Annotated in this window: 21 protein-coding genes; 11 read left to right on the top strand and 10 right to left on the bottom strand. The window is 59.4% G+C overall.

Features of this window, described 5'->3' with window-relative positions:
* The 6 genes from xdhC (at position 1) to ACR0FB_RS13285 (ending at position 8,561) form a co-directional block, all read left to right on the top strand.
* On the top strand, positions 1–879 hold the full coding sequence (xdhC, locus tag ACR0FB_RS13260; protein WP_480621015.1) for a xanthine dehydrogenase accessory protein XdhC: 879 nt from the start codon (positions 1–3) through the stop codon (positions 877–879).
* A gap of 43 nt (positions 880–922) precedes the next feature.
* Positions 923–2,524: a xanthine/uracil/vitamin C permease gene (locus ACR0FB_RS13265; RefSeq protein WP_480490973.1), complete on the top strand. Its 1,602-nt coding sequence runs from the start codon at positions 923–925 to the stop codon at positions 2,522–2,524.
* Between the two features lie 478 nt (positions 2,525–3,002).
* Complete coding sequence (locus tag ACR0FB_RS13270) at positions 3,003–5,099, top strand: hydantoinase/oxoprolinase family protein (protein WP_480621013.1); 2,097 nt, start codon at positions 3,003–3,005, stop codon at positions 5,097–5,099.
* On the top strand, positions 5,099–6,763 hold the full coding sequence (locus tag ACR0FB_RS13275; protein WP_209835083.1) for a hydantoinase B/oxoprolinase family protein: 1,665 nt from the start codon (positions 5,099–5,101) through the stop codon (positions 6,761–6,763). The genes ACR0FB_RS13270 and ACR0FB_RS13275 overlap by 1 nt, the downstream gene beginning before the upstream one ends.
* Complete coding sequence (locus ACR0FB_RS13280) at positions 6,760–7,827, top strand: pyridoxal phosphate-dependent aminotransferase (RefSeq protein ID WP_480621011.1); 1,068 nt, start codon at positions 6,760–6,762, stop codon at positions 7,825–7,827. The genes ACR0FB_RS13275 and ACR0FB_RS13280 overlap by 4 nt, the downstream gene beginning before the upstream one ends.
* The gene (locus tag ACR0FB_RS13285; protein ID WP_171724597.1) at positions 7,824–8,561 is read left to right on the top strand and encodes a maleate cis-trans isomerase family protein; all 738 of its coding nucleotides are present in this window, start codon (positions 7,824–7,826) and stop codon (positions 8,559–8,561) included. Before ACR0FB_RS13280 ends, ACR0FB_RS13285 begins: the two co-directional genes overlap by 4 nt.
* Before the next feature lie 190 nt (positions 8,562–8,751).
* Here the strand turns inward: ACR0FB_RS13285 and ACR0FB_RS13290 are convergent, their stop codons facing one another.
* A complete protein-coding gene (locus ACR0FB_RS13290) occupies positions 8,752–10,107 on the bottom strand; it encodes an MmgE/PrpD family protein (RefSeq protein WP_480621009.1) in 1,356 nt (451 codons plus the stop codon).
* Between the two features lie 229 nt (positions 10,108–10,336).
* Here ACR0FB_RS13290 and ACR0FB_RS13295 point away from each other — a divergent pair, with 229 nt between their 5' ends.
* Positions 10,337–11,224, top strand: coding sequence for a LysR substrate-binding domain-containing protein (locus ACR0FB_RS13295; protein WP_480490963.1), 888 nt, complete (start codon positions 10,337–10,339; stop codon positions 11,222–11,224).
* 370 nt (positions 11,225–11,594) lie between these two features.
* Positions 11,595–12,899 (top strand): UDP-glucose dehydrogenase family protein, encoded by a 1,305-nt coding sequence (locus ACR0FB_RS13300; protein ID WP_171636466.1) that lies wholly within the window; start codon positions 11,595–11,597, stop codon positions 12,897–12,899.
* Positions 12,900–12,971: 72 nt separating this feature from the next.
* Here ACR0FB_RS13300 and ACR0FB_RS13305 read toward each other — a convergent pair whose 3' ends face one another.
* Positions 12,972–13,973, bottom strand: coding sequence for a sterol desaturase family protein (locus ACR0FB_RS13305; RefSeq protein WP_480621008.1), 1,002 nt, complete (start codon positions 13,971–13,973; stop codon positions 12,972–12,974).
* A 107-nt stretch (positions 13,974–14,080) separates the two neighbouring features.
* On the opposite strand from ACR0FB_RS13305, the gene ACR0FB_RS13310 reads away from it, so the two are divergent.
* Complete coding sequence (locus tag ACR0FB_RS13310) at positions 14,081–14,971, top strand: LysR substrate-binding domain-containing protein (protein ID WP_480621006.1); 891 nt, start codon at positions 14,081–14,083, stop codon at positions 14,969–14,971.
* Here ACR0FB_RS13310 and ACR0FB_RS13315 read toward each other — a convergent pair.
* From ACR0FB_RS13315 to ACR0FB_RS13325, 3 genes are read right to left on the bottom strand one after another with little or no spacing between them, the layout of a single operon-like run.
* Positions 14,944–16,032 (bottom strand): helix-turn-helix domain-containing protein, encoded by a 1,089-nt coding sequence (locus ACR0FB_RS13315; protein WP_480488752.1) that lies wholly within the window; start codon positions 16,030–16,032, stop codon positions 14,944–14,946. The two genes, ACR0FB_RS13310 and ACR0FB_RS13315, sit on opposite strands and share 28 nt — an antisense overlap.
* A gap of 38 nt (positions 16,033–16,070) precedes the next feature.
* Positions 16,071–16,808, bottom strand: a complete 738-nt coding sequence (locus ACR0FB_RS13320) for a hypothetical protein (RefSeq protein WP_480488750.1) — start codon at positions 16,806–16,808, stop codon at positions 16,071–16,073.
* Positions 16,805–17,329, bottom strand: a complete 525-nt coding sequence (locus ACR0FB_RS13325) for an RNA polymerase sigma factor (RefSeq protein WP_245218156.1) — start codon at positions 17,327–17,329, stop codon at positions 16,805–16,807. The genes ACR0FB_RS13320 and ACR0FB_RS13325 overlap by 4 nt, the downstream gene beginning before the upstream one ends.
* A 96-nt stretch (positions 17,330–17,425) precedes the next feature.
* Between ACR0FB_RS13325 and ACR0FB_RS13330 the strand changes: the two genes are divergently transcribed.
* Both ACR0FB_RS13330 and ACR0FB_RS13335 read left to right on the top strand, forming a co-directional pair.
* The gene (locus tag ACR0FB_RS13330; protein WP_171636478.1) at positions 17,426–18,364 is read left to right on the top strand and encodes a c-type cytochrome; all 939 of its coding nucleotides are present in this window, start codon (positions 17,426–17,428) and stop codon (positions 18,362–18,364) included.
* A 444-nt stretch (positions 18,365–18,808) separates the two neighbouring features.
* Positions 18,809–20,593: an ABC transporter ATP-binding protein gene (locus ACR0FB_RS13335; RefSeq protein ID WP_171636480.1), complete on the top strand. Its 1,785-nt coding sequence runs from the start codon at positions 18,809–18,811 to the stop codon at positions 20,591–20,593.
* A gap of 353 nt (positions 20,594–20,946) precedes the next feature.
* Here the strand turns inward: ACR0FB_RS13335 and ACR0FB_RS13340 are convergent, their stop codons facing one another.
* Genes ACR0FB_RS13340 through ACR0FB_RS13360 form a run of 5 tightly spaced genes read right to left on the bottom strand, consistent with a single transcriptional unit; the run spans position 20,947 to position 25,882 of the window.
* A complete protein-coding gene (locus tag ACR0FB_RS13340) occupies positions 20,947–21,900 on the bottom strand; it encodes an ABC transporter ATP-binding protein (RefSeq protein ID WP_480621003.1) in 954 nt (317 codons plus the stop codon).
* Positions 21,897–22,874 carry an ABC transporter ATP-binding protein gene (locus tag ACR0FB_RS13345; RefSeq protein ID WP_257601119.1) on the bottom strand — a complete coding sequence of 326 codons (978 nt, stop codon included), beginning with the start codon at positions 22,872–22,874 and terminating at the stop codon, positions 21,897–21,899. Before ACR0FB_RS13345 ends, ACR0FB_RS13340 begins: the two co-directional genes overlap by 4 nt.
* Positions 22,875–22,878: 4 nt before the next feature.
* A complete protein-coding gene (locus tag ACR0FB_RS13350) occupies positions 22,879–23,781 on the bottom strand; it encodes an ABC transporter permease subunit (protein ID WP_257601120.1) in 903 nt (300 codons plus the stop codon).
* The gene (locus tag ACR0FB_RS13355) at positions 23,781–24,788 is read right to left on the bottom strand and encodes an ABC transporter permease subunit (protein WP_170345192.1); all 1,008 of its coding nucleotides are present in this window, start codon (positions 24,786–24,788) and stop codon (positions 23,781–23,783) included. Before ACR0FB_RS13355 ends, ACR0FB_RS13350 begins: the two co-directional genes overlap by 1 nt.
* Complete coding sequence (locus ACR0FB_RS13360; protein ID WP_480621000.1) at positions 24,788–25,882, bottom strand: M24 family metallopeptidase; 1,095 nt, start codon at positions 25,880–25,882, stop codon at positions 24,788–24,790. The genes ACR0FB_RS13355 and ACR0FB_RS13360 overlap by 1 nt, the downstream gene beginning before the upstream one ends.
* Positions 25,883–25,903: the final 21 nt, after the last annotated feature.

Raw genomic sequence — 25,903 nt, forward strand, 5'->3', positions numbered from 1 at the left:
ATGACTGCCCCCGGTTCCCTTAGCGAATTCCTGTCCACGCAGCACAGTGTGATCTGCATTGCGCTGACACGCGTGCGCGGGTCGTCGCCGCGCAACGAAGGGACCGAGATGTTCGTGGCACCCAGGGCACTGTGGGGAACCATCGGTGGTGGCCAATTGGAGTTCATGGCCATCAACGCCGCCCGCGACATGCTGCGCGACGGGGTGTTGCATCAGGATCTGGATGTGCCGCTTGGCCCCGAAATCGGCCAGTGCTGCGGTGGGCGGGTCGAGATGAAACTGACCCGCATGCGTGCGTCCGACAAATGGGCCGCCACAGAGCGCGCGACCCAGCGCGACGAGGCTTTGCCACACGTCTATGTCATGGGCGCGGGCCACGTGGGACGCGCTTTGGCCAATCAGTTTCAGCATCTGCCGGTGCGCTGCATCCTCGTCGACACCCGACCCGAAGAGGTCGAGCTTTGCACAGCCAATGTCGAAACCCGCGTCAGCGCGATCCCCGAGACGGATATCTGGGGTGCGCCTGCGGGCAGCGCCTTTGTCGTTCTGACCCATGATCACGGGCTGGATTTCCTGCTGACGACCGCCGCGCTGGAACGAAAGGATGCCGCTTATGTAGGGATGATCGGGTCCGCCACAAAGCGGATAAAGCTCAGGAACTGGGCGCAGAAACACTGTGACGGACAGTCCATCGAACATTTGAAATGCCCCATCGGGGCTAGCGGTAGCCGCGACAAGCGGCCCAGCGTCATCGCCGCCTTCGTGGCGGCCGAGGTGATGGCTGAATTGACCTCTGAAACTGCCGCGACCGCCCTGACCGGGGCAAACCAGGCACCCCTGCGGGGCCACCATCACGACCGGAAAGGGAGATCGGCCTGACACCTGTCGGGCCAAACCGGTCACATCAGAGGAGGAGACCGTCATGGACGGGAGGACCTATGAATACAAGCTGTTTACCCGCAGCGATTTCAGCGCTTTCTGGGCGCTGTTTACCGACAACCTTGTCAACCTGCTGATCCTGTCCGGGGTCTGCCAATTCGTGTTTCAAATGCCTGCGGACATCGTCTTTGGCCGCATCGTTCCCGGCGCTGCCATCGCGATTTTGGCCGGTGTCGCTGTCTACACTTACCTCGCCAAATGGGCGGCAAACGCGCAGGGCAAAGACGTAACCGCGTTGCCCTACGGCATCTCGACGCCGGTTATGTTCGTCTACCTGTTCGGGGTGATCGGACCCATCTATTGGGCGACAAATGATCCAATGCTAGCCTGGCAAGTAGGCATCGGCGCCGGGTTCATGGGCGGCATCGTCGCGGCTCTGGGCGCCGTGGTTGGACCGTATCTCAAGCGGATCACGCCACGTGCGGGGATGCTGGGGACGCTGTGCGGCATTGCCCTGGTCTTCATCGGCTCTGTGCCGCTGGCCGAAGTGTTCGAGAACCCCATCATCGGCTTTACGTCGCTGCTGTTCATCCTCTGGGGTTTGATCGGCCGTTTCCGCCTGCCGGGCAATGTTCCGGCCGGCCTTGTCGCGATTGCTGCCGGTACCGTGATCGCCCTTCTGCTTGGCGAGTCCAAAATTGATGTCAGCGGCATCGGGTTCTACCCGCCGATCCCGTATTTCGGTGACCTGATCGCCGGTGTGCAATACCTGTTCGCCAACCCTGAGCTGTTCCTGGTGCTGATCCCCGTGCAGATCTACAATTTCATCGAAACGATGAACAACGTGGAATCCGCCGAAGCGGCAGGCGACCATTACCCTGTCGGGCTCTGCCAGGTGACGGACGGCGCAGGCACGATGCTGGGTGCTCTGTTTGGTTCGCCATTCCCGACAACCGTCTACATCGGCCATCCGGCCTATAAACGGCTGGATGCCCATGCGGGGTATATTGTCGGTGTGGCCGTTGTAATTGCCGCCGCCGCCTTTCTGGGGTTCCTGTCCTTCCTCGCGGGGCTGATCCCGATCGCCGCAGCCGCACCGGTACTGGTCTTTGTATCAGTCAGCCTGATCACCAACACGGCCTGGGCTGTGAAACCGATGCACATGGCTGCGGTATCCTTCGCGATCCTGCCCCATATCTCGGCCTTCCTGATGGTCAAATGGGGATCGTTGATGAACGCGCTGCGCAGCAGCGGTGTCGAAGGGCTGCCATCCTTGGGAGATCCTGATCTGACCTCGGCCCTTCTGATGGAAGGGGCTCATTACGAGGGGCACCTTGCCCTGAGCCAGGGGGCGATCATCACCGGTCTGGTCTGGGGTGCCATCGTGGCCGATGTGATTGACGGGCGCTTCCGGATGGCCGGCGCGTTTGCTGTCGCAGGTGGGCTGATGTCTTCGATCGGCATCATCCATTCCTACACGCTACAGATGCCTCAGTTCGACGGGATAACCATCGGCTATCTGATCATCGGTGCGTTTCTGTACGTCTACCCGGTGTTCGCCCCCAAAGAGGATCTTGAGCATCGCATCATCGTGCCGGACGAGCCCGACCTCATCGATGACGATTCACCCGCTCAGCAGGCCTGATCGGCAACGGGGCAGTCGCATGGCTGCCCCAGAAACCATCCCTTCCCGTTCAATCGTGGCCGTTCAAGAGGCAGAGTTTGCCCTGCGGTCGCTTGCAGATCTTTCTCCCGCCTATCTCAGAGTGACGGCATGTGGTTCGAATGGGTCTTGCAGAGGATCACCCTTGCGAACCACACATCTGCATCGGCTGGGTCACACAAAATAGACGACCACAGGTGATGTGCGAGGGGTCAAGACCCTCAACTGCAAGCCCCGCAATCGGCCAGGCGTGACGAATTTTGTCGTTTGCAGGCATTTTTGTCGCTTTCCGGCTTGTTGCGCTATGCTGGTGTGAACAAGAATACCTACGTATGAAGAGTTGTTTTCCAAATCCCATGGACCGCCGTGCCACCGGCTGTGACCTTGTGATCCCAGCCTGATCTCAGGGCCTCTGGCCCATATGCATCACGCTGTGATTACGGATTTTTCGGATAACCTCATGACAACTCAAGCGCTGCGCCTGGCCATCGATATTGGCGGCACGTTCACGGATACGGTTCTTGTCTCTGGCGAAGAGACGATACTTGCCTCGACCAAAACCCTGACCACGCATCACAACCCCGCCGACGGAGCCATGCAAGGCGCAACGCGCGTGATGCAACAGACAGGGCACCGTCTGAGCGAAGTCACCGGTTTCATTCACGGCACCACGCTGGCCACCAACGCGCTGATCGAAAAACGCGGCGCGGTCGTGGCAACCGTGACCACCGAAGGGTTCAGGGACATTCTGGAAATCGCCTACGAGCGACGCTATTCGCAATATGACATCAATCTGGAGAAACCTGATCTGCTGGTGCCGCGTGAGCGCGCGCTGACGGTCCGCGAGCGCGTTTCGGCGGATGGCAAGGTGTTGATTTCGCTGGAAGGCACAGCCATCGACGCGTTGTTGAAGGATATCGACGCCAGCGGAGCGGAAGCCATCGCCATCTGCCTGATGCACGCATATGCAAACCCCGAGCACGAGCGCAGGCTGCGCGATACGCTGGCGGACAGGCGCCCCGATCTGACCGTCTCGATTTCGTCGGACGTCAGCCCCGAAGCGCGCGAATTCGACCGGCTGTGCACGACCGTCGCCAACGCCTATATCCAGCCTCTGATGGCAACGTATCTGGCCCGGTTTGTCCGGCAATTCGAGGCCCAGGGCGTCACCTGTCCGATCCTGATGATGACAGCGGGTGGTGGAATGTGCACCATGCGAACCGCCGCGCGGTTTCCGATCCGGCTGGTGGAATCCGGCCCTGCCGGTGGTGCCATTCTGGCTGCCCGCGTCGCCGCCCACGCCGGTCTGGATCAGGTTCTGTCCTTTGACGTCGGCGGTACCACCGCCAAACTATGCCTGATCGACAACGCCCGTCCCCAGACCTCGCGCCAGTTCGAAATTGCCCGCGCCGCTCGGTTTATCAAAGGGTCCGGAATGCCGGTACGAATACCGGTCATCGAAATGATCGAGATCGGCGCCGGAGGCGGTTCGATTGCCGGGGTTGACCGGCTAGGACGGTTGACCGTAGGGCCAAAATCAGCCGGATCCGAGCCCGGCCCCGTCGCCTTCATGCGCGGCGGAACCGAACCCACGGTGACTGACAGTGATATTGCACTGGGATATATCGTACCCGACACGTTTGCCGAGGGGCATATTCAGCTTGATCCCGAAGCTTCGAAACGGGCGCTGAGCCGGGTGATCGGGTCAAAGCTGGATCTGGATGCCGTAGGCGCCGCCGATGGCGTCAGCCGTATCGTCGACGAAAGCATGGCCAGCGCGGGTCGGATGCATGCGGTGGAATCCGGCAAGGACCTTGGCCCACGAACAATGATAGCGTTTGGGGGAAACGGGCCATTGCACGCCAGCCGGGTCGCGCGATCCGCCGGGGTCAGCCGCATCGTGATCCCGCCCGATCCCGGTGTCGGATCGGCCGTCGGCTTCCTGTTCGCTCCGGTGTCTTTCGAGATCGTCCGCTCGCGCTATTCGTCGCTGGGCAGCATGGACCTGAACGGGATCAACACGCTGTTCGAAGCCATGATTTCCGAGGCTAGAGAGGTCGTCTTCCAAGGGGCCGGCGATGTCCCGACCCAGACGCTGCGCACTGCCTTCATGCGCTACAACGGACAAGGGCACGAGATCGAGATCACCCTTCCCGACCGCCCCCTGACCGCCGAAGATATCGTGCCGCTGACCGCTGCATTCGAACAGGAATACCGCAAGCAATTCTCGCGCCCGGTGCCGGGGATGCAGATCGAGATTCTCAATTGGGCGGTACGTGTCGCGACCTGTGACAGTGTCGTGCCGGCGGTTCCTGAAACGCCCCGGTTGAAGACAATCTCGGCGCCGGAAACCCGTTCGATCACCTGTGACGTGGACGGAGTGTCGAAACCAGCGGCCTTCGTTGCCCGAGCGGATCTGAAGCCCGGCGACCACCTTCACGGCCCCGCATTGATCACCGAGCCGCAGACAACCACGCTCGTGTCCGCCGACTTCTCGGCCCATGTGGATGCCATTGGAAACCTCGTCCTCGTTCGGGACCAGAAAGGAGGCGCATGATGTCGTCCGATCTTTCACACGATCTTTCGCCCGCCCGATTGCAGGTGATGTGGAATCGTCTGCTGGCCGTGGTCGAAGAACAGGGTCAAACCCTGATCCGCGCCGCCTTCAGCCCGATCGTACGCGAATGCGGCGACATCTCTGCCGGGATATTTGACGCCGATGGCCGGATGCTGGCGCAAGCCGTGACCGGCACGCCGGGGCACATCAACACCATGGCCGAGGCGGTGCAGCACCTGCGCCGGGCTTTCCCGGTTCAGTCCATGAAGCCGGGCGACATCTACATGACGAACGACCCATGGCTTGCCTCGGGGCACCTGAACGATTTTCTGCTGATGATGCCCGCATTCAAGGATGGCAAGGTGGTGGGCTTTACCTCCTGCACGTCGCATCTCGTTGATCTGGGTGGGTTGGGCATGGGCCCCGAAGGTTCCGACATCTATGACGAGGGCCTGCTGATCCCGCCCTGCAAGCTGGTTGAGCAGGGCACCCCCAACGATTTGCTGCTGGACATCATCCGCGCCAACAGCCGCGAACCCGTCGCCAACGATGGCGACATCTATGCACTGATCGCCTGCTGCGAAGCCGGGGTTGCAAGGCTGCTGTCGATGATGGAGGAATTTGGCCTCGACGATCTAGGGACGCTCGGCTCGTACATCATCGACACGTCGCGCCGCGGCACGCTGGAGGCCATCGCCGACGTACCCGAAGGTGTCTACAAGAATGTTCTGAAGATGGACGGCTATGAGAATGAGCTGGAACTGCACGCCACCCTGACCGTAAGGAAGGACGGCATGCATGTGGATTTCTCGGGCACTTCGGGCTGTTCGCGCAAGGGCATCAACGTGCCGCTGAACTATGCCACCGCCTATACGGTGTTTGCCTTGCGTTGCATTGTCGGCGCGGACATTCCCAACAATGCGGGATCGCTGGAGCCGTTTACCGTTGACGGGCCAAAGGGCTGCATCCTGAACGCGCAGCGCCCGGTGCCGGTTGCGATGCGGCATACCCTGGGTCAGGTCACGCCCGATCTGGTTCTGGGCTGCCTGCATCAGGCCCTGCCCGATGCGGTCCCGGCCGAAGGTGCAAGTTGCATGTTCGACCTGCCCATGCGCCACGCGCCCGAAGTGGCTCGTGATGGCGGTCGCGAATTCGCGGTGGAACCCGTACACAATGGCGGAACCGGCGCGCGACCTCATGCCGATGGACTGTCGGCCACGGCCTATCCGTCCGGGGTGTTCGGCAGTCAGGTCGAGATCACCGAAAGCGTCGCACCCGTGACGATCTGGCGGCGCGAACTGCGCCCAGATTCCGGCGGCGCGGGCAAGTATCGCGGCGGGCTGGGGCAGCGGATCGAGATGACCTCGTCCAACGGTGCTCCCTTTATCGTTTTCCTTTCGGTCGAACGGCTGAAATACCCGGCGCTTGGCCGTATGGGCGGCAGACCCGGCGCGCCCGGTCGCATCCGTTTCAGGGACGGCGCAAACGATATTCCGGGCAAAGGAGAATTGCGGGTGGAACACGGTGATTATCTGATCTTCGATACACCGGGCGGCGGTGGATTTGGCGACCCTGCCGAACGCGACCCGGATGCGTTGGCGCTGGACATCAAACGCGGGTTGGTAACTGCGCAAGGCGCCAGGATTTACGCGGGTGACGCATGATCCGACCGGTTCCTTACATTGGCGCCATGGCCGCTTATGCGCTGGCTGATCCGAACGGCGCAGACACGGTTTCACTGGCGCAGAACGAAAGCGCCTTTCCCGCAAGCCCCGCCGCCGTTGCGGCCGGGCAGGCAGCGCTGGCGGATCTGGCCCTTTATCCCGATCCGGAATGGGCCGAAATGCGCTCGGCCATTGCCGAGGTGCACGGGCTCGTCCCCGCGCGCATTTTATGTGGGGCGGGCTCGATGGAACTGATTGGCTGTCTGATCCGCGCCTTTGCCGGGCCGGGCGATCAGGTGCTGGGCACACAATATGGCTATGCCTTTGTCGCCTCGGCGACAGCTCAGGCACAGGCCGAATATGTGGCAGCGCCCGAGGTCAATTTGACCGTATCGGTGGACGCGCTTCTGGCCGCTGTCACACCTGCCACCCGCATCGTGTTCGTCTGCAATCCGGGCAACCCCACCGGCACGCTGATCCCGAATGACGAAATTGTCCGCCTGCGATCGGATTTGCCTGGCGATACACTGCTGGTGGTGGATCAAGCCTATGCGGAATTTGCCGATGCCACGAACGATCCTGCGGAAATCTTTGCGCTGGTGGATCGGGGCGACACCGTGATCACGCGTACATGTTCCAAGGCCTACGGGCTGGCTGGGGCGCGAGCCGGCTGGGGCTATTTCCCAAGCGAAATCTCGGGCGAGGTCCGCAAGCTTTTGAATCCCAACAATATCTCGATTGCCTCGCAGGCAGCGGCCGCGGCGGCGATGCGCGATCAGGCCTATATGCGCAACGTGGTCGCACGGACAGCCGAGATTCGGGACCGGTTTGCGCAGGAATGCCGCGAACTGGGCCTGAGCGTGCCGGAAAGCCACACCAATTTCGTGCTGATCCGCTTTGCCTCGACCGCGCAAGCACAGCGCGCCGACTCGGCCCTGCGGGCGGAGGGCCTGATGATGCGCGGCATGGGCGGCTATGGTTTGTCGGACTGTTTGCGCGCCACGATCTGTGCGCCCCAGGTGATGGACAAGGCCCGCGACATCCTGAAAGGAGCGCTGACATGACCGAGACCCGCACAGCCGCCAAGATCGGTGTTCTGGTGCCCTTCACCAACACCAATCTGGAACCGGATATGGAGATGCTGCGACCGCCAAACACCACCATCCATTTCCAGCGCATGGGCGGCTATGACGTGGATGAAATTCCCGGCTCGGATCAAATGGCAGGTTTGGGTGCTTCGGATATCAGCCACGATCTGCGGATGATCTCGGGGGTGCGGCCCGATGTGGTGCTGTACGGCTGCACCTCGGCCACCCTGACCCATGGGCCGTCTTTCGACGCTGAGCTGGCGCAACAGATCAAATCGGAATCCGGTGCGCTGTCGCTGACCGCGGCCGGATCATTAATCGCCGCAATCAAGGCACTGGGGGCCACAAAGGTCGGCTTTTCCTCGCCCTATCTGGGCGAAATAAACGTTCAGGCGATGGATTTCATGGCCCAGAACGGAATCGAGACCGTTCGATGCACCGATGTTGGCCGAAAGCTGGGCAATTACGGTCAGGGAGAGCTGACCCCGGACGAGGTTTATGAACTGGCCTGTCAGGCCGATCACCCGCAGGCACAGGCCATAATTCTCAGCTGCACCGACATGCGTTCGGTCGAGGCGATCGACCGAATTGAAGCAACGCTGGGCAAGCCGGTCGTCACCTCAAATCAGGCGATGATGTTCTGCCTTATGCGGGCTCTGAACCTACCGCGTCACGACGCGCTGCCGGGGCGATTGTTCGACCTGCTCTGACCGGATCAGGGCGCAGGGCGACAGTGTAAGGGAGCAAACTCACCTCGAACCGGTCTTGGATCACCCAGACTTGTTCCCAGCTCCAAATCAACCTTTGCAGCAGGCGGCAAGACCGTCGCCGCGCCGTCATCAGGATCAAGGGTGCGGATGTGCCGGTCGGAATGCGTATATACGGCAGCTTCGGCAGATTTTACGTCTGGTCGGCGGGGGCGTAGATCAACGCGCCAAGGTCTGAGAACTTCGAACCTGGCGCGCCCAGCCCCAGAACCGCGTCACGAATTGCGGCAGCACGGGATGCACCCAGTGATGGTGTCGCAAATTCCATGAATTTGTCGATCACTTCTGTCTCATCCATTGGTGCCTCGGGTCCGCCGCGTGCATGTACGTCGCCCGACTCGAGTATCCGCCCGTCGGTCAGGGTGATGCTGACATCGGCGAACCGGCTTTCGGGGAAACGGTCAGAATGGCGTGCGGCCTCTGCAACCGAGATACGCTCGACGATCGAGGCGACCAGCGGGTCGGCCAGGCCCGCGCCGGTGATGTTCTCGACCCCGATCCGGCCATGCGCAACCATTGTCGCGACGGCAAATGGCAGCGAATACTGCGCCTTGGACGTATCATCCGGCATGCCCCTGAAAAGGCAGGCGCTTTCCCGAAACGTGTTTACATGAATCGCGGCAACATCCCGGTGAGTCAGGTCGTTTTCACGCATGAGTGCACGGGTGGCATCAATTGCGGCGTGGGCCCAACGGCAGATCGGGTAGGGTTTGACATATTGATGCTCCATTTGCCAGAAATCGCCCAGATCTTGCCAATGGGGGGCAACGTCTGCCGCTTCGATGGTGATGGCCGGTGCCCCGGTAAAGCCTTTCTCGGCCAATACCGCTGAAGAAATGCCAACCAAAGCGCCCCAGCCCGAACCGTCATGCAGCATGGTGGGATTGGCGATCTCGCGCATCATCTGGCTGCGCGGGCCATGGTATTCGGCGATCCCCATGGCCTGCCGCATCTGTTCGGCCTTCAAACCGCGCAAACGCGCCGCCACGGCCACCACGCCAATCGCGTTCCAAGCTCCGGATGTGTGATAATCGCTGACGGTGTCATGCAAAGAAATGCCCGCGCGTCCCGCGACCTCGTATCCAACGATCACCGCCGCCAGCGCTTCGAGGCCTGAAAAATCTTGAACGGTTTCAGCCAGTGCCGCCAGTGCGGGAACGACGACAACCCCGATGTGGCCTTTGGTCGGATTGTATCCATCATGTCCGTCCAAATTGTCGGTCTGTGTGGCCGCTGCATAGGCCGCACCCGCGACGCTGACGCGACGACCGTCGAAAAGCATGCGCGCGCTCAGCCCCGGATCGCCCGCGCCAAACAGCGCTACCGCACTCTCGCGCGCAATCTGTCCGGCCTGCATCGGCCCCGATCCTATGGTGATCCCCAGCGTATCCAGCAGCATCAACGCCGCTGCCTTGCGTGCGGTGGCGGGAAAATCCTGCGCGGCATGCTTCAGCGCAAAATCTGCAACGGTCTGAAAGGTATCTGTCACGGTGTCCAGTCGAGGTTTTTCTTTCGGGTTCCGGATACAAGAAAAAGCCTATGTGAATTTGCGCATAGCGGCACGAAAACAATCATGGGGCAATGGCCCCGGATTATTTGTGACTAGGACCAGATCGCGTTTCGAGGCAGAACCATACGTGTGAGTCGCTCATGGGCAAGACAGCAAGCCCTGGGCTTATTAGTTCTTTGCAACGTGCCTTGCCTGAGAAACATCCGTCATGATGAATCTTCCACACCTGACCTTTCTGCGTTCGTTCGAAGCAGCGGCACGGCACCTGAGCTTTACCGCTGCAGCCGAAGAGTTGAACTGCACCCAATCTGCCGTCAGCAATCATGTCCGCTCGTTGGAAGAGTTTTTGCAGCGCCCCCTATTCGTGCGCCATCCCCGGTCGCTGTCGCTGACGGATGTGGGTGAGGCCTATCTGCCGTCAGTGCGCCATGCCCTCCAGGAAATCAACGCTGCCACGCAATCGGTCATCGTGCGGTCGCATACCCGCAAAGTGGTGGTATCTTGCCCGGTCAGTCTGGCCGAGAACTGGTTGCCAGATGTGATCCGTGGTTTCAACGCGGTGCATCCCGATATTGATCTGACGGTTCACGGCACTGTCTGGGCTGATGTCGAACCAAATGTTTCGGACATCTCGCTGACGATCAATCATGTCGACGATGTGTTGCCCGACGCCCATCGTTTGTGGGTCGAAAAACTGGCCTTGGTCTGTGCGCCCGACTTTCTGGTCGATGGCGAGCCACTGACCGACCCCAAGCAATTGCAGAATGCACCGCTGATCCATATCCTGGGCCGCCCCTCCTATTGGGAGCACGCGGCGCGGCATTTCGGATTGTCCGATCTGAGCCAGAAGGGCGGGTTGCGGACAAATGTCTCGAATCTGGCGATGGAAATGGCCGCCAAGTCACTGGGATGCGTCGCCCTGCCCCGGTCGCTGGCCCGGTCCTATGTCGAGCGGGGGCTGCTGATCGAGCCTTTCCGGTTTGATCTGAACAGCCCCTGGACCTATTTCATGCGTCTCAAGGAAAAACCCGTTTCGCCACCGGTCCGGCTGTTTCAGAATTGGCTGTTGCAAGCCGCCGCTGAAATGGACAGCTGATCGACCTGTCATTTGCCGGGCCATGTCACGCGGCCCCTTTTATCCCTTACGCCGTCTTGTTGGTGGCGAGAACGCGCGATCACCCCCGCGTCTCATCAATACTTAAGGCAGGAGCTATTCCAGCCATCAACAACACCCTCTGTTCAACCGAATTTCAACACCAACCGGTCTTCCTGATCCCCGGCTCCGCTAAACAAAACGGACATGGTCGCGGTTTCGAAGGGCTTTGCACCGTCTGCGTTCTTATTGCCTCAATATCCGCAAGAATCTATGGGATGCACCACACAACTGCTGACGGCCATTGAAACCGGCGTCAGTTTCTTTGATTGTGCCCACGCCGTCCGTGGTAATTGGTAAGAAGGATTTTTGGATGCGTATTGCAATGATCGGCACCGGTTATGTTGGCTTAGTGTCCGGTGTATGCTTTTCGGACTTTGGTCATGACGTGATTTGCGTCGACAAGGCTGAGCAAAAGATCGACATGCTCAAGGCCGGAGAAGTGCCGATCTATGAACCGGGCCTGGATGTGCTGATGGCAAAAAACGTTGCTGCTGGTCGCCTGAGTTTTTCAACCGATCTGAAAACAGCAGTTGATGGCGCCGATGCGGTTTTCATCGCGGTCGGAACTCCGACCCGACGAGGAGACGGCCACGCGGATTTGACCTATGTGATGGCGGCGGCGGAAGAGATCGCCCAAGCGGTTACCGGTTACACGGTCATTGTCACCAAATCGACCGTGCCGGTGGGAACAAACAGAAAAGTTCAGGAGGTCGTTGCGGCCGCCAACCCCGCAGCCGAATTCGACGTGGCCTCGAACCCTGAATTTCTGCGCGAAGGCGCCGCAATCGATGACTTCATGCGCCCCGATCGCGTCGTGGTGGGTGTGGAAAACGATCGCGCCGCCGAAGTGATGGCCGAGATTTACCGACCGCTTTATCTGCGTGACTTCCCGATCCTGACCACCGATCTGGAAAGCGCCGAGATGATCAAATACGCCGCCAACGCGTTTCTGGCGACCAAGATCACTTTCATTAATGAAATCGCAGGCCTGTGTGAAAAGGTCGGTGCGGATGTCAAGGAAGTTTCCCGCGGCATCGGTCTGGACGGACGAATTGGCAACAAATTCCTGCACGCGGGGCCGGGCTATGGTGGGTCCTGTTTTCCGAAGGATACCGCCGCGCTGGCGCGGATCGGGCAGGATCATGCATATCCGATGCAGATCACGGAAACCGTCATTCGGGTGAATGACGAGGTCAAGAAGCGGATGATCGAAAAAATCCGCGACGCCTGCGACGACCGCCTTAACGGCAAGACGGTGGCGGTTCTGGGTGTCACTTTCAAACCCAACACGGATGACATGCGCGACGCGCCATCACTGTCCATTATTCCCGCTTTGATCGGCGGAGGGGCCAAAGTGCGCGTCGTCGATCCGCAGGGCAAAGCGGAAGGCGATGCATTATTGCCCGGAGTCGAATGGTGCGACGATCCCTATGCAGCGGTTCAAGGGGCTGACGTTGTGGTGTTGCTGACAGAGTGGAACGAGTTCCGCGCGTTGAACCTGACCCAGCTGGCCGGTTCCATGAACTCTGCCCGAATGGTGGATCTGCGCAATATCTATTCAAAGTCACAGGCGCTGAAATCCGGCTTTGAAACCTATGTCGGCGTTGGACGCTGAACGCACACCGCCTGTTGGATCAAACGCGCCCACCGGACCCGCTTGGGTCCGGCAGGGATCTGCCTTCACGGGCTATTCGGTGGCCCAGATCTTGCGGCGGCGTTCCTTGACCATGTCATTGCCTTCATCGGTGCCGTCGTGGAATGTGTTGAACCATTCATCCCAAGGGGTTTCCCAGGTGCCGTAATTGCAGTCAAAAAACCGGTGATGCAGCTGGTGAAAGAAATCCCCGACCTGGAACTTGGCCTTGTTGCCGAACTTCACATGCTCGAACCCGGCATGAGAGGTCGGAGCGCCGATGCCGTGATGGAACAGCAGGAAAATGGCGTGGATCGGATGAGACGGCAGCAGGAAGAAGATCATCGTATCGAACATCAGAAAGAAACTTTCGACCGGATGCATCGAAAGCCCCGACCAAGGGCCGGTATTGATGTTGCGGTGATGCCAAGCGTGGACTTTTGTATAAAGCACACCCACATGCAGCAGCCTGTGCAGCCAGTAGAAATGGAACCCGGCCCAGATCGGCACGAAGACGGTCATGGCGATGAACCAGATCGGGTTGCCGTCTAACGTGATCATCGTGATCCAGCCATTGGCATAGGAATAGAGGATCAGACATTCCCAGAACGTCCAGAACGTCAATGCCGGGCCCAAGGTCCAGAACATGTTGTCCCAGACCTGATTTTTGAATGTGAACACCTTGGCGCCCTTCATCATCGGGCGCATGTCATAGCGGTATTCGTCCTGCTGCGTGTGGAACTTCCAAAGGGCCAGATGCAAACCGCCTGCGACCACCATCAGGATACAGAAATTGCGGAACCAGATTTCCGCAACCCAATCCCAGCCGAAGGTCTCGATCCTGCTCAAAGAAGGCGTCAGATAGGTCCAGCTGATGACCGCAAAGACCAGCAGCAGCGCCCGCAATGCAAGCGGGTTCCAGCTTTGCAGCAGGTATTTCAACGCGGCCAGAGGTTTCATCGGCCAATCCCAATAGGGCGCGGTCTGAATCGGCAGCTGTGGCGTGTAATTCCAGATCTTGCGCTTGGCTCGTGGCGGCAGGGCGGGGTCTGACATAGAAGGCTCATTTCATCTGTTCACTGATTACAAGCCTAAGGCGGGGGATCAAAAGCTCAGACCTAATTGTCTTGCCGGTGAGGCTAAGTTCTGCTTAGCCTGTCGGAATGAACGCCCGCGTCCCTTCCCTCAACTGGCTGCGCGTATTCGAGGCTGCGGCCCGAACCGAAAGCTTTGCCCGCGCCGCGACCCAGTTGAACATGACGCCTGCCGCCGTCAGCCAGCAGGTCAAGGCGCTGGAGACAAGACTGGGCACACCCTTGTTTCACCGTCACGCGCATGCGGTTACTTTGACCGAGACCGGGCGCGCCTATCTGCCGTCGGTACAGCAATCCTTGCTCATGTTGGAAACGGCAACCGCCGGTCTGTTCGGTGAAACCCGCGAGCAAAGGCTTTACGTGCAGTCGGTGCTGCTGTTTGCACATGGCATTCTGGCCGGGGGTGTTCCCGATTTTCAGGCGGCGCATCCTCAGATCAACCTTTCGCTTTCGACCGGCAATGTCATGTCGGATTTTGCCAATCGGTTCACTGACCTTCAGATCGTGTTCGGAAACCCCGCGCTGTTCGGCTCGGAAAGTGACGAGTTGATGCGCGAACATCTGTATCCCATCGCCCCGCCCGAGATTGCTGCCCGGATCGAGACGGCAAAGGACTTGTTCGACTTCACCTTGATCGAAGTTTCGACCCATCGGGCAAGCTGGCCGCATTGGTTCGAACACCAGCGGCTGCCAGCAGGCCAGGCACGGTATTTTTTTGCCGACAATTCGGTGATGGCGGCCGAGCTCTGCGCCAGCGGATGCGGCATTGCCTTGGCGCGCGCGCCCGCGTCAGATCGCATTATGAAACTGTCGGGCTTGGTCCCCTGCCTGCCGAACTTCTCCTGCCCGGGGCAGGAAGCTTATCATCTGGTCTATCCCTCCCGCACGGCGCTGCGCCCGGCAGCGCGTACGTTTCGCGATTGGCTGATGGATTACAGCGCCGCCGTCCAGACGCGGTAACGCCCCTGCCCGGTGACCTCGCGAACCAGACCCCGCTGCGCGAACAGGTCGAAATTGCGCTGTACCGCCGCGCGGGAAGCCTTGGTCAGGTCTTCTGCCAAAGGCGCGGATACCATGGGCCAGGCCGTCAATGCAGTGATCAGGCGCGGCGGGGTGCGGCCGCTCAGATCCTGCGTGACCTTTTTGGCTTTCGCCTCCCACGCGCTGATCCGGTCCAGGTGCAACAACGCTGCAAGGGCTGCCTGCCCTGCGCCGCCGATCCATGCGCTCAGTTTTTCCGCCGGATCCCCCGAGCCGCGCAGCGCACGCGGCCCGGACAAGGCCAAGGGCATAAACTGCGCACCGCCACGCCCCATGGAGGCCGCATGCCGCGCGGCTATGACGGCTGCTTCCGTGTCTTGTCCGATGCCTTGTGACACCGCCCGCCACGCGTGAAACGCAATTGCCGACTGCGTCACAGGATGCAGCCCTTCGGCGTTTTGCATGACCTCGGCCAGATCAATGATGGATTCCGGGGTCGCGTCGGCCCCCTGAGCCAGTCGGTCAAGAAACGCGGTCAGCCCCCGTTCCCAACCGCCGGCAGCAGGCGGCGCGCCCGAACTCAGGCGTCGTACAGCCCATCCGGCCCGGAACAGGGCCTGCACGTCATCATGAGTCGCGCCGATCCGCAAACCGGTCCACAAGGCCAATCGATCCACGCTGATCCGGTCTCCGGTCCACCACCCCAGATCGGACGTCTCCATCAATGCCAAGCGATGCGTCCAGCCTTCGGGGCCCGCTCGCAACCGTTCATCCAGCGCGCCAAAAGTCAGGGCCAGATCTGCAAGTTCCGCAGAAAGGTCGGACTGCGCTGCCCGCCAATCACGCGGATCGAACAGCAGGCGCTGTTCGCGTCGCGGCCCGGGCAAAAAGAATCCCTCGTCTTCCTCGACTTCATCCGGCGGCAAGAACCACAGGTCGTCCTCTTCGGACGGATCGCCGTCATAGATGCTGGCGGGGCCAAGATCTTCGGCCTCGTCTTCAGGAAGGGGCAAGGGTTTCTTCGACGTCATACCCCGCATTCTTCGGGCATTCCCGTTGGTTCACAAGGGGTATTCCGTCAGCCCGCAAAGGTTCGGGTCAGAACATCCAGTTCGCTGCTCAAATCGGTCTGCGGAGAGCTGCCCAGCAGCATGTAACCATAGCCATCCTGCGCCCAGGTCGCTGTTGCCAAACCGCTCAGAATGGCCTGTTTGACCTCTGCCTTCGGGGCGTTCGGTCCCTGACGGATAACACAGAAGGCAAAAGGTTGACCCTGCTCATCGGCGAAAACGACCTGAACCAAGGGCTTTCCCTTGAACGAAAGAACCTGTGCTCGCTTCAACTCCAGCCCAGGCAGGGAGTCCAGCGCTTCACGGTTCAGAGACCTGCCAAGTGCTGCCTCGGCCATCGCGAACTGCTTGTCCAGCGATGCCTCGGAACTGTCCAGCGAGACAATCGTCTCGGGCACATAAAGCGACTGATAGATCGCCGCTTGCTGCGCCCAGCCCGGTTCCGCCGGACGCGTCGCCCAGAATGTCAGGGCGACGGCTGCAACCCCGACGCCCGCGGCCACGACCAGAAGGCGCAGAAACCCAGCATTGGTGTTTTGCGCCACGGGTTCCGGCAAATCGACCTTCGGCGCCGCGGTGGGCAGTTTCTCAAAGACCTGCCCAACGACAGGCGCAAACGGATCCAGCGCCATCAAGCGGCGTTCAAGCTCGACATCATCCTCAACCGCGGCCTCGATGGCGCGGCTCTGAGCCTCATCCAGCGTGCCTTCCAGATACGCCAACAGCGTCTCGTCGGAAAACGTCATTTGCCACTCCGTCGCGCGGTGTCTGCCGCCTCAAACTGCATCACGGTTTTCAGTTTCCGCCGGGCATTCGATAGCCGGCTCATGATTGTGCCGATGGGAACGTCCAGCAATGCAGCGGTTTCGCGATAGCTGTACCCTTCGACGAACACAAGCATGACCGTTTCCCGCTGCGCTTCTGGCAGCTGCATCACTTGAGTAAACACTTCAGCCGCAAAAATATTCGTTTCTGAATCCGGCAAAGTTGCGACCAGTTCCGCTTCCGGGGTCACGGACAGCGCCTGTGCCCGCCGGACGGAACGAGACCGCACTTCGTTCAACCAGATTGACCGGCAGATCGTCATCAGCCAACTGTCCAGACGATCATGCGATGTTACCTGATGATGCCGCTCAAGCGCACGCAGGCATGTAGCCTGCACCAGATCGTCCGCCACATCTGATGCCCCCGACAACGCCAGAGCAAACCGCCAGACGCGTCTTGAGTGCATCTGTACGGCGTCACGAACGGCCTGTTCGGAAGTCATCTCGGCACTCATCGAATAAAACACGACCTGTGTGTGTTTGTCAGAAACGGACCCGGCCCGCAGGGCCAAAACTGACATAAACCGCGGAGGAAAGAAATGAAACTTCTGTTGAAGGCAGTCACGTTTGCGTCGGCAATTGTTGCAACACCCATTTGGGCAGCAGATTGGACACTGGAGTCCGACCACTCGCATCTGGCCTATGGAACGATCAAGAAAAACGCGGTGGGCGAGGTCAACAGTTTCACCGGCCTGAGCGGACACGTGACACAGGAGGGCATAGCCGAAATCGAAATCGACCTGTCCTCGGTCGAGACCAACATAGATATTCGCAACGAACGAATGATCGAATTTGTATTCCGCCAAGCACCCACTGCGCGCCTGACGGCCGAATTCGACATGGCGAAGGTTTCAGGGCTGGCCGTGGGTGAAACCACCACTCTGGAAGCTGCTTCCGTGCTTTCGCTGGCCGGCACGGAAGTTGAATTTGACGCGGAAATGTTCGTCGCACGCTTGTCCGAGACGTCAGTGCTTGTTTCGACAAACGACATGGTGTTTCTCAGCACGGAAGACGCCGGTGTGAACGCCGGCGTGGACAAGCTTATGGAATTGGCAAGCCTGCCCGGCATCACCCGAACGGTACCTATTACGGCCCGGCTGATCTTTAACACGGATGAAGAGCAGGCCTCGACGGCATCGGAAGCCACAGAGGATGTTGCTGCCGCAGATGTTCAGGGGGACGCGACGGCGGGCAAAAAGGTGTTTCGCAAATGCAGTGCCTGCCACAAATTGAAAGAAGGCAGCCATGGTGTTGGCCCGTCCCTGCACGGTATTATCGGCACAAAGGCCGGACAGGCAGAGGGATACAAGTATTCGACAGCGCTGGAAAGTTCCGACATCGTTTGGACGCATGAGACCCTGAGCGCGTTCCTGACGGATCCCAAAAGGTATCTTCAGGGCAATCGAATGCAGTTTCGCGGCCTGAAAAAGAACGAAGATATTGTTAACCTTCTTGCATATTTGCAAGAAGAGGGGTGAAGGCAACGCCCGAGAGACCTGGCCGCAGCGCTGAATTTCGATTTCCAACAACCGGCCCCGCACAGGATCGGATACGATACTTGTGCCCGTTCCCTGTCTGGTTTTCGGATCAACACGTGTTCAATGTCCGGAAATACAGCCCTTTGTTAGCGGGTTCATGCCGGACATACGACTCGTTTGTGGCAAAAAAGCCCGTGTTTTACGGCGTTTTTTTGCGAATCCTGTCACGCCACCAACCCTGCCTGCGCCCGTACAAAGAGGCAAATCCTGGTTGTCCTTGCGCTTTCCAACTCTTGTCCGATCGTCAACCAGCCATTATTTAGCGGGCGTACAGCTCAGACAGTCGGGATGGGCCGCTCTGCCGCAGCTTGGCATCTGTCCTTTAGGCCCGACAAAATATAGGTTAACTGAGCGTGCGCACAGTTTCACGATTTGGAGAACGCAATGATAAAGCGCGCCTGGAACAAGTGGCGATCAGGCTATATGGGCCGCCTTGTAGGTGAAAGCTTTTACGCGCAAGGCAAGCTGTATGGTATTGCGGTTCTGGCAATGATTGCCGTGGCGGTCACCACGGCCGGCTCCGCATATATGATGGAATACATTGTCGATGCCATGACCAGCCCCGACTTGCAGGGTTGGGCACATGTAATTGCGTTGGGGGTTGTCCTCCTGTTTCTGGTCAAAGCGGTCGCATCCTATATTCAGGCTATTTACCTTGCCCGCGCAGGCAATCGGATCGTGGCGGAACAGCAGGACAAGGTTTACCGCAAACTGCTCAAACATGGGGTCGCGTTCTTTTCGACCAATGAATCGTCGGACCTTCTGATGCGCACCACCCATGGCGCGCAGGCAGCCAGAAACCTGATCGATGTGCTGGTCACCGGGTTCGTCCGCGACGCTCTGACTCTGGTCGGGCTGGTTGCTGTGATGGTGTATCAGCAGCCCGTTCTGTCCGTCTTGTTCTTTGTCGTGGGTCCGATTGCCCTGTTGGGTGTTCGCTATCTGCTGAAGAGCGTACGAACGATCATGCAGGCCGAATTCAAGTCACTGGCGGAAATCATTAGGGTGCTGCAAGAGACCTCGGCAGGGATCAAGGTCATCAAGGTCTTCTCGCTCGAAGACCGGATGATCAACCGCATGGACACCGCCATCCGGAAAGTTGAACAGCGGTCGAACGATATCGCCAAGTTGCAGTCCATTGCCAGCCCTCTTATGGAGTTTCTGGCCGGCCTCGCCGTGGCGGGTGTACTAGTGGTCAGCACGATGGGAATCGCAGGTACGGAACAACCCAGCGCTGGCCAGTTGATGTCCTTTATCACGGCGTTGCTGATGGCCTATGAACCTGCCAAGCGGCTGTCGAAAATGCGCGTTCAGATCGAAACCTGCATGGTTGGTATCAGCATGTTGTTCGGCCTGCTGGATCAGGACGACACGATGGTGGAAAGCCCCGAAGCCCATGACCTGATCGAAGGCCCCGGCCAGATAACGTTGCGCGATGTGACTTTCGGCTATCAAGGTGCCGTACCTGTGATCGAAGACATGAACGTCACGTTCGAGGCCGGCAAGACCACCGCGCTCGTTGGTCAGTCCGGCGGTGGCAAGTCTACGATATTCGGGCTGATCATGCGGTTCTACGATCCCGATGAGGGCAGCGTCGAGATTGATGGCCAGGATCTGCGCGAGGTCAGCTTTGCGTCCCTGCGAAAAAAAATCTCTTATGTCGGTCAGGATACGTTTCTGTTTTCGACGTCGATCATGGACAATCTGCGCTGCTCGGCCCCTGACGCAACCGAGGAAGAGGTCATTGCCGCGGCCAAAGCCGCACATGCGCACGAGTTCATCATGGACCTGCCGGAAGGGTACGAAACGCAAGTCGGCGAAAACGGAACCTTCCTGTCAGGTGGTCAGAAACAGCGAATTGCGATCGCACGCGCAATACTGAGAAATTCCGAGATCCTGCTTTTGGACGAGGCCACAAGCGCGCTGGACGCTGAATCGGAATCGCTTGTCAAAAAGGCTCTGGACACCCTGACAAAGGATGTGACCGTCGTCGTCATTGCGCACCGACTTTCAACTGTTCTGGAAGCGGATAAGATTATCGTGGTTCAGGATGGCTCGATCGTGGAACAGGGCAATCTGGACGAGTTGATGAAAAAGAACGGAGCCTTCCGCAACCTGTTCGATCAGCAATTCAAAAAACACGAACCCTCGGCGGAAGTGGCAGAGTAGCCCCTGCATTCGGTCTGGCACATGCCTCCCTTCTCCGGGCAAGACCCGTCCGGAAGAGGGGCGGAGTATTCTTGTCACGCGCGTCCGTGCATCGAAGTCATCAGGCCCAAGCCGCCCAAGGGATATGGCCGCTCGGGCCGCACTTGGGGAAATAGACGGTCCTGTCTTACGTACGGGTTCGAAGATGGCGGTCTCGACGATAGCGACACAAACATGTGGCATGGTCGCCCACGCCGGCGCGCCGTTCCTGCCAGCGCCTGGGCACGGAGGTTCTCCGACAAGAAGTCAACGTCGCTTTTCTTGAGGCCGCCCTGTTTGCCACCGTCTCACACCAACGTAAAAACCTACTTGCATTACAAGGGGTACAGACACGCGACCTGATGCGTTTCTCCGGCCAGTTCAGGCAATGTTGCCCTGCACTGATCGGTTGCCAGCCAACATCTTTGCGCAAAGGCGCAACCTTTTGGAATATTCATTGGCGACGGCAGTTCGCCCTCAAGCTTGATCCGTTCTTTTCGGGCCATAGGGTCGGCTCGGGGCGTCGTGGACAGCAACGCCTTGGAATAGGGGTGGCGCGGCGCGGCGAACAGCTGTTCTTTGGGCGCCTTTTCAACAGCGCGCCCCAGATACATCACGATCACGTCGTCGGCAAAATGTCGAACCACGGAAAGATCGTGCGAAATAAACAGATAGGCGAGGTCAAGCCGTTCCTGCAAATCCACAAGCAGGTTCAGGATCTGCGACTGGATCGAGACGTCGAGTGCCGAAACCGGCTCATCCAGAACCAGGACCCTGGGATTCAACATGAGCGCGCGTGCAATGGCGATACGCTGACGCTGCCCGCCAGAGAACATATGTGGATAGCGATCATAATGCTCGGGGCGTAATCCCACCATCTCGATCATGTCGCGCGCTTGTGTCTCGCGGTCTGCGGCGGACATGTCCGGACGATTGATGATCAGCGGTTCCTGCAAGATCTGGCCGATGCGCTGACGTGGATTCAGCGATCCATACGGATCCTGGAACACGATTTGCACCGTTTCCCGCATCTTGCTCCATTGCGACGGGGTAATGTCGACACCGTCAATCGTCAGCCTTCCCGACGTCGGCTCTTCAATCATCGTGACCAATCGCGCCAGTGTTGACTTGCCACAGCCGGACTCTCCGACGATGGCCAGAGTCTTTCCCGGTTTCAGCTCGAAATCCACCCCCGAAAGGGCCTTCACCGTTGCTGACTTGGACAGCAACCCGCCCTTCACCGTGTAAAACCTGGTCAGATCTTTCGCCTGAACGATGGGGTCGGTCATGCCAATTCTCCGGCCGCGATTTTTTCTACGTGGTGACAACGTGCCTTGCCGAAGGCTTCGGCATGGGGGGTCGGTGGTATTTCAGCGCAAGTTGCATCAGCAAACCGGCATCGCGGGCTGAACAGGCACCCTGCGGGACGATCGAATTGGCCCGGCACAACGCCGGGAATCGTCGGGAGGATCTTGGAGGTCGCGCGCTCGGGCAAGGCGCTCAGCAGGGCCGATGTATAGGGATGACGCGGCGTGCGGAACAAATCACGCACGGGCTGCTCTTCGACTTTTTGTCCGGCATATTGCACCTGAACCCGTTCGGCGGTTTCGGCCACCACCCCCATGTCATGGGTGATCAGCACAAGGCCCATATCGTGTTCGTCCCGCAATCGAACCAGCAGGTCGAGTATCTGCGCCTGAATGGTGACGTCCAGCGCAGTGGTCGGTTCGTCCGCAATCAGCAGCTTGGGCTTGCAGGCGATGGCCATCGCGATCATGACGCGCTGGTTCATGCCCCCTGACATCTGGTGTGGAAAGGTGCTCAGGCGGCTTTCCGGGGCCGGGATGCCAACCTGGTCGAACAGCTCAATCGCGCGCTGGTGGCGGTCCTTGCGGTTCAATCCCAGATGGATGCGCAGGGCCTCTTTGATCTGGAATCCCACCGTGAAACAGGGGTTCAGCGACGACATCGGCTCCTGAAAGATCATCGCCATGTCCTTGCCGATGATCCTGCGGCGTTCACGGGCCGAAAGGCCGGCAAGATCGAGCCCCTCAAATCGCATCTCGTCAGCGGTGATCGTCGCGGTCCAGGGCAACAACCCCATCAGCGCCAACATCGACACCGATTTACCCGAGCCGCTTTCACCCACGATAGCCAGCAACTCACCCTTGTCCACCGACAGATCTACGCCATCCACGGCGCGGAACCTGCCCGAGGCTGTGGCGAATTCAACAGTCAGGTTGCGGATCTGCAAAAGGCTCATGCGATCAGCTCCGTTTCAGTTTCGGGTCCAGCGCATCGCGCAGGCCGTCGCCCATCAGGTTGATGGCAAGTACGGTGACAAGGATTGCCAGACCGGGGAAGGTAACCACCCACCAGGCGCGCAGTATGAATTCGCGCGCTTCGGCCAGCATGGTGCCCCATTCCGGCGTGGGCGGCTGTGCACCCATGCCCAGAAAGCCCAAGGCGGCTGCGTCCAGAATCGCTGTCGAGAAGGACAGTGCCGCTTGTACGATGATGGGTGCCAGGCAATTGGGCAGCACGGTGATGAACATCAGGCGTGACCGGCCAGCACCGGCCACGCGCGCCGAAGTGACATAGTCTTTCTGGCGTTCCGCCAGAACCGATGCGCGGGTCAGCCGCACATAGTGGGGCTGGAAAACGATGGCGATGGCAATCATCGCGTTGGTCAGCGACGGGCCAAGGATGGCCACCAGCACCAGTGCCAACAGCAGCGACGGAAAGGCCAGAACGATATCCATCACCCGCATGATCAGCGTATCGACCCATTTGGGGGCAAAGCCCGACAGCAGGCCAATCATCACGCCGCCCGACACGGCCACACAGACGACGACGATTCCGACAAAAAAGGAATAGCGCGAGCCCATGATCAGGCGCGACAGCATGTCCCGACCCAGCGGATCGGTACCCAACGGGAAAGCCCAGCTTCCGCCCTCCTGCCATGCAGGCGGTTGCAGGATATGGTCGCGGAACTGTTCCGTCGGGTCGTAAGGGGCCAGAAGGGGCGCAAAAGTGGCGCAGAATACAAAGGCGGCAAAAACCCACAGCCCGATGACAGCACCGCGGTTTTCGCTGAAGTAGTACCAGAACTCGCGCAGGGCGCTGGGGCGGTCTTCCGTTTTGGGCGGGGTTGCGGATAGTTCGGCCATTACCGCCTCCGAATTTTAGGGTTGATGATGCCGTAAAGGACATCGACCAGCAGGTTCACCAGCATCACGATCACCGCGATCATCAGCAATCCGCCCTGAACAACCGGGTAATCTCGGCGGAAAATGCTGTCGACCATCCACTTGCCTATGCCCGGCCAGCTGAAGATGGTTTCGGTCAGGATGGCTCCTGCCAGCAACGTGCCCACCGACAGGCCGATCACCGTGACAACCGGAATCAGCGCGTTACGCAGCGCGTGCACCCCGTTGATCCGCGTTGGCGACAAACCCTTGGCACGCGCGGTGCGGATGTAGTCTTCGCCCAGAACTTCCAGCATCGCCGACCGGGTCTGGCGTGCGATGACCGCCAGCGGAATCGTTCCCAGCACAATCGTCGGCAGGATCAGATGGCGCACGGCTGATCCGAATGCTCCTTCCTGACCCGACAACAGGCTGTCGATCAGCATGAAGCCGGTGACGCTGGGAAAGTAATACAACAGGTCGATCCGTCCCGAGACCGGTGTCCAGCCCAGATTGCCCGAGAATATGATGATCAACAGCAGCGCCCACCAGAAGATGGGCATCGAGTACCCGACCAGCGCCGAGGACATCAGCGCCCGGTCAAAGAACTTCCCTCGGTTCACCGCCGCGATCACACCTGCGGGCAGACCCAGTGCAATGGCAAAGATCATGGCGCACAGGGACAACTCCAGCGTTGCGGGAAACAGCGAAAAGAACTCGTCCCACACAGGTTTCCTGGTGACAAAGCTTTCGCCCAGATCACCTTGAAGCACTCCGGTGAGGTAATCCCAATACTGCTGCAACACCGGTTTGTCGAAACCCAGCTTTTCGACCATTTCCTGATAACGTTCTTCCGTCATGCCGCGTTCACCGGCCATCACGATGATCGGATCGCCGGGCAGCACCCGGATGAACATGAACGAAATCAGCGTCACGCCCAGGAATGTCGGAACAAACAGGCCAAGACGGGTAAGGAAATAGCCAAGCATCAGCGACCTATGATCGTAAGTTCTTTGGGAAAGCGGGTCAGCGACCGACAGCCATCCCCGGTGACAAGAACGTCATCTTCGATGCGAACGCCGAACTTGTCCAATTCATACAGACCGGGTTCGTTGGTCCAGACCATGCCCGGCAGGATTATCTGACTGTTGCCGCGCATGATATACGGTGCCTCATGCACATCCCGGCCCAGACCGTGACCTGTCTTGGTCCGGATACGATCAGCAAAAGGCGAGGCCTCAAGCACGCTTGTCACCGCGTCGTCGATGTCATGTGCCGTCACGCCGGGGCGGCAGGCTTCGAACCCGGCTTTGTTGGCGCGCAAAACGGTGTCGTAGACATCCCTGCCTTCGTCCGGGACGTCCTGAACGAAAAAAGTTCGCGTGATGTCGGCCGCAAAACCATGTTTTCGAGCGCCGAAGTCGAACAACATCGCGTCGCCTGCCCTGATCCGGTAGTCGGCACGCGCCTTTCCGTGCGGTCGCGCTGAATTGTCCCCCGCAGCCACGATGGGGGAAAAGGCCAGCGACTCCGCTCCTTCTGCGAAGAGGGCCTGTATCAGCGCCTGCTCGACCTGTTTTTCGGTCTGACCTGCACGTACATCAGCAATCACACGCTCCAACGCGCGTTCCGAGATATCGATGGCCGCTTGCAACGCGGCGATATCGTCGTCAGTTTTGAAGGCACGAAGGCCCGAGATTTCGCGTTCACCGTCCACAATCCGCAGATCCGGAATTGCGCGGGTAAACGCCGCAGACACGAAAACCCGCATCACCTGACCTTCGACGGCCAACGATCTGATAGGACTATGCGCTGCCAGCGCGGAAAATGCGCGGTCATAGCCGGTCTGATCGCGCCAGTCGAATACGGCACCCTCAAATCCAACCAGATCCCATGAGGCGAGTTCCAGATTGGGCACGATCGCCGCCGGATCACCCATGGCCGGAATCACCACGACAAAAGGGCGCTCGTGGCTCATGAAGGTTTTGCCCAATGCGCGGGTGAAATTTGGACCCGGCACCAGGGCCACTGCGTCCACTGACATATCCATTGCCAATTGGCGGTATTCGGACAAATCCGGCATTCTGCCCGACCTCCTCAATAA

The sequence above is a fragment of the Ruegeria sp. P10 genome (genome assembly GCF_056534925.1).

Coding starts and splice junctions, on each gene's coding strand:
- xdhC (WP_480621015.1), top strand. CDS start 1: ATGACTGCCCCCGGTTCCCTTAGCGAATTCCTGTCCACGCAGCACAGT.
- ACR0FB_RS13265 (WP_480490973.1), top strand. CDS start 923: ATGGACGGGAGGACCTATGAATACAAGCTGTTTACCCGCAGCGATTTC.
- ACR0FB_RS13270 (WP_480621013.1), top strand. CDS start 3,003: ATGACAACTCAAGCGCTGCGCCTGGCCATCGATATTGGCGGCACGTTC.
- ACR0FB_RS13275 (WP_209835083.1), top strand. CDS start 5,099: ATGTCGTCCGATCTTTCACACGATCTTTCGCCCGCCCGATTGCAGGTG.
- ACR0FB_RS13280 (WP_480621011.1), top strand. CDS start 6,760: ATGATCCGACCGGTTCCTTACATTGGCGCCATGGCCGCTTATGCGCTG.
- ACR0FB_RS13285 (WP_171724597.1), top strand. CDS start 7,824: ATGACCGAGACCCGCACAGCCGCCAAGATCGGTGTTCTGGTGCCCTTC.
- ACR0FB_RS13295 (WP_480490963.1), top strand. CDS start 10,337: ATGATGAATCTTCCACACCTGACCTTTCTGCGTTCGTTCGAAGCAGCG.
- ACR0FB_RS13300 (WP_171636466.1), top strand. CDS start 11,595: ATGCGTATTGCAATGATCGGCACCGGTTATGTTGGCTTAGTGTCCGGT.
- ACR0FB_RS13305 (WP_480621008.1), bottom strand. CDS start 13,973: ATGTCAGACCCCGCCCTGCCGCCACGAGCCAAGCGCAAGATCTGGAAT.
- ACR0FB_RS13310 (WP_480621006.1), top strand. CDS start 14,081: ATGAACGCCCGCGTCCCTTCCCTCAACTGGCTGCGCGTATTCGAGGCT.
- ACR0FB_RS13315 (WP_480488752.1), bottom strand. CDS start 16,032: ATGCGGGGTATGACGTCGAAGAAACCCTTGCCCCTTCCTGAAGACGAG.
- ACR0FB_RS13320 (WP_480488750.1), bottom strand. CDS start 16,808: ATGACGTTTTCCGACGAGACGCTGTTGGCGTATCTGGAAGGCACGCTG.
- ACR0FB_RS13325 (WP_245218156.1), bottom strand. CDS start 17,329: ATGACTTCCGAACAGGCCGTTCGTGACGCCGTACAGATGCACTCAAGA.
- ACR0FB_RS13330 (WP_171636478.1), top strand. CDS start 17,426: ATGAAACTTCTGTTGAAGGCAGTCACGTTTGCGTCGGCAATTGTTGCA.
- ACR0FB_RS13335 (WP_171636480.1), top strand. CDS start 18,809: ATGATAAAGCGCGCCTGGAACAAGTGGCGATCAGGCTATATGGGCCGC.
- ACR0FB_RS13340 (WP_480621003.1), bottom strand. CDS start 21,900: ATGACCGACCCCATCGTTCAGGCGAAAGATCTGACCAGGTTTTACACG.
- ACR0FB_RS13345 (WP_257601119.1), bottom strand. CDS start 22,874: ATGAGCCTTTTGCAGATCCGCAACCTGACTGTTGAATTCGCCACAGCC.
- ACR0FB_RS13350 (WP_257601120.1), bottom strand. CDS start 23,781: ATGGCCGAACTATCCGCAACCCCGCCCAAAACGGAAGACCGCCCCAGC.
- ACR0FB_RS13355 (WP_170345192.1), bottom strand. CDS start 24,788: ATGCTTGGCTATTTCCTTACCCGTCTTGGCCTGTTTGTTCCGACATTC.
- ACR0FB_RS13360 (WP_480621000.1), bottom strand. CDS start 25,882: ATGCCGGATTTGTCCGAATACCGCCAATTGGCAATGGATATGTCAGTG.